The 3,339-nt window shown below is 63.3% G+C and carries 3 protein-coding genes; 1 reads left to right on the top strand and 2 read right to left on the bottom strand.

The genetic code is table 11. The features are described 5' to 3' along the window. A partial coding sequence (locus ABI213_RS20805) for a dihydrodipicolinate synthase family protein (RefSeq protein WP_348028492.1) occupies positions 1–485 on the bottom strand: 485 nt, incomplete at its 3' end. A gap of 227 nt (positions 486–712) precedes the next feature. After that, positions 713–1,306 carry a hypothetical protein gene (locus ABI213_RS20800; RefSeq protein ID WP_348004900.1) on the bottom strand — a complete coding sequence of 198 codons (594 nt, stop codon included), beginning with the start codon at positions 1,304–1,306 and terminating at the stop codon, positions 713–715. A gap of 188 nt (positions 1,307–1,494) precedes the next feature. On the opposite strand from ABI213_RS20800, the gene ABI213_RS20795 reads away from it, so the two are divergent. Beyond that, positions 1,495–3,339 (top strand): Clp protease N-terminal domain-containing protein (locus ABI213_RS20795; protein WP_348028490.1); only part of this gene is annotated, 1,845 nt, incomplete at its 3' end.

The raw sequence follows: 3,339 nt of genomic DNA, 5'->3' as shown, positions 1-3,339 counted from the left end.
CGTGCCAACTGCAGCAGGGTGGCCAGTTCCAGCGTGGCGCCGGTGCGGTAGGGAATGTCGTAGACGATCAGCGGCACCTGGGACGCATCGACCAGGTCGGTAAACCAGCGCAGCAGCCCGGCCTGCGAGGGGCGGATGTAGCAGGGGGCCGCCACCAGCAGCGCGGCGATGGGTTGGCGGCTGAAGGCCTGCACGCTGGCCAGCATCTTGGGCAGGTGGTAGCCCGACAAGCCCATCACCACCGGCAGGCCCTGGGCGGCTTGCAGTACGGTGGCCAGCACGGCCTGCTGCTCGTCGGCATCCAGGGCGGCGGCTTCGCCGGTAGAGCCGCAGGCCACAAAACCTGCAATGCCGGTGCCGCACAGGCGCTTGACCAGCTGGGCCAGAGCCGGGTGGTCTACGGCACCGTCGGCACTATCCGTAAAAGGCGTGACCAGGGGAATCCACAGGCCAGAGAAGTCGGGGGAAGTATCAAGAGAACGCACGCGATGTCCTTTGTGTCAAAAACAGACCGATGGGTAAACCATCGTCAAAGGAGCGTGGGACCGGGGGTGGGGAGGGCTAGGTTCCATCGCTCATCTGAGGACGGAACCGCAGCTCCGGTCAGATAAGCTGGGGTTTTTTGGATGCCACTGCGGCCAGGCTTGCGCCACACATGCAAAGCATGGGGTTTGAGAGCGTGGAGTGCTGGGGCATGGCCAAAGTGTACGGGCTAATTCAGGTACTTAGGCCGGTCTGCCGCTACCGGTGCGTCGCTGGTTTGCAACGGCAGGGTTCCCAGCAGCTCGCTGCCTTCGCCCCAGGCCGACTGGTGCAAGGCCCGCTCCAGCAGCTGCACTAGGCCGTGCACCAGCGGCGGGGCCAGTTCCACCTGGAAGCCGCGGCCATTCGCTTGCCCCTCCAACTGCTCGTTGAAGGCAATTTTCAAAGGGCCGTTGGCCACCGGGGTGATACGCACCTCGGTCACCAGCAGCGGGGCGCTGCCTAATGGCAAGGTAGGCAGGGCACCAGGCGCGGTCGTGTCAGGCGCATCTTGGTAGGGCGTGGAAAAGTCGGCATCGCGCAGCACGGCTTCGCGCTGGAAGTCGGCCAGCATCTTTTTGCTGGCCTCGTCGCGCAAATGGGCGGTGCTGCCGTCTTGCCGGGCCACATGCTCCACCACGGCTTTGTTCAGCGTGGGCCATAGCGCGAGGGTGAGGCGGCGGGTCAGCCACAGGCGCATTTCGGTGCCATCGTTGGAGTTGATGCGCACCAGAATGCGGTCTTGCTCCTGGTGGTAGCGGGCCGATAGCTGGTGGATGTTCATGGCCCAATTTTAGGACTTTGGCTTTATGTGTATCTGCTTCACTTTTTATAGCTCCTTGCGCAGGTGGAATCTGCGCTGGAGGCCTATTTTTTATAAATCCAATGCTTGATCTGGCGCAAGCTTCTGCACCGTAGCGCCTTGAAAATGCAGGCTTACTGCCCATCTGTCACAGCATTGGAGATTTCACTATGCGACAAGACAAACTCACCACCAAATTCCAGGAAGCCCTGGGCGACGCACAAACCCTGGCACTCGGTGCGGACCACGCCTACATCGAACCGGCCCACGTGCTGGCCGCCATGCTGCGCCAAGACGACGGCCCGCAGGCCCTGCTGCAGCGGGCCGGCGTCAACGTGCCGGGCCTGCTGGCGGCAGCCGAGGCGGCCATCAAAAAGCTGCCCGAGGTGCACGGGCAAGACCAGGTGCAGATCAGCCGCGACATGGGCAGCCTGCTGCAGGCATCTGAAAAAGAAGCCATCAAGCGTGGCGACCAGTTCGTCTCCAGCGAGCTGTTTTTGCTGGCGCTGACCGATAGCAAGGCCGACATCGGCACCCTGGCACGCAGCCAGGGCCTGACCCGCAAGTCGCTGGAGTCGGCGATTGACGCGGTGCGTGGCGGCCAGAACGTGGACAACGCCGATGCCGAAGGCCAGCGCGAATCCCTCAAAAAATACTGCCTGGACCTGACCGAACGCGCCCGCATGGGCAAGCTGGACCCGGTGATTGGCCGCGACGACGAGATCCGCCGCGCCATCCAGGTGCTGCAGCGCCGCACCAAGAACAACCCGGTGCTGATCGGCGAGCCCGGCGTGGGCAAGACCGCCATCGTTGAAGGCCTGGCCCAGCGCATCGTGGCAGGCGAGGTGCCCGAGTCGCTCAAAGGTAAGCGCGTACTCTCGCTGGACATGGCGGCTTTACTGGCCGGGGCCAAATTTCGCGGTGAATTTGAAGAGCGCCTGAAGACTGTGCTCAAAGAGCTTGCCAAGGACGAAGGCCAGACCATCGTCTTCATCGACGAGCTGCACACCATGGTCGGCGCGGGCAAGGCCGAGGGCGCGATGGACGCGGGCAACATGCTCAAGCCCGCGCTGGCCCGCGGCGAGCTGCACTGCGTGGGCGCGACCACGCTGGACGAGTACCGCAAGTACATCGAAAAAGACGCGGCCCTGGAGCGGCGCTTCCAGAAGATTCTGGTGGGCGAGCCCACGGTAGAGGCCACCATCGCCATCCTGCGCGGCCTGCAAGAAAAGTACGAAGTGCACCACGGCGTGCAGATCACCGACCCGGCCATCGTGGCCGCGGCCGAGCTCAGCCACCGCTACATCACCGACCGCTTTTTGCCCGACAAGGCGATTGATTTGATCGACGAGGCGGCGGCCAAGATCAAGATCGAAATGGACTCCAAGCCCGAGGTGATGGACAAGCTGGACCGCCGCCTGATCCAGTTGCAGATCGAGCGCGAAGCCGTGAAGCGCGAGAAGGACGAGTCTTCGCAAAAGCGCCTGGGCCTGATCCAGGACGAGATCGTCAAGCTGCAAAAGGAAATCGCCGATTACGACGAAATCTGGCAGTCCGAAAAAGCCCAGGCCCAGGGCAGCGCGCATGTGATGGAGGCGATTGAAAAAATGCGCTTCCAGATCGAAGAACTCAAGCGCAAGGGCGACTTCAACAAGGTCGCCGAGCTGCAGTACGGCAAGCTGCCCGAGCTGGAAAAGCAGCTCAAAGTTACGCAGGACAAGGAATCGGTGAAGGGCTCGGCCCACGCACCGCGCTTGCTGCGCACCCAGGTGGGCGCCGAAGAAATCGCCGAAGTGGTGGCCCGCGCCACCGGCATTCCGGTGAGCAAACTGATGCAGGGCGAGCGCGACAAACTGCTGCAGATGGAGGTCAAGCTGCACGACCGCGTGGTCGGCCAGGACGAAGCGATTACCGCCGTGGCCAACGCCATCCGCCGCAGCCGTGCGGGCCTGAGCGACCCGAACCGGCCGACAGGATCGTTCCTGTTCCTCGGCCCCACGGGCGTGGGCAAGACC

The organism is Rhodoferax sp., assembly GCF_039922535.1.
In the GTDB taxonomy this organism is placed as follows: domain Bacteria; phylum Pseudomonadota; class Gammaproteobacteria; order Burkholderiales; family Burkholderiaceae_C; genus Rhodoferax_B.
This window is presented reverse-complemented; position numbering and strand designations above follow the sequence as displayed.

Bases quoted from the DNA above. Each gene is read 5' to 3' on its own strand.
- ABI213_RS20800 (WP_348004900.1), bottom strand. From the start codon at position 1,306: ATGAACATCCACCAGCTATCGGCCCGCTACCACCAGGAGCAAGACCGC.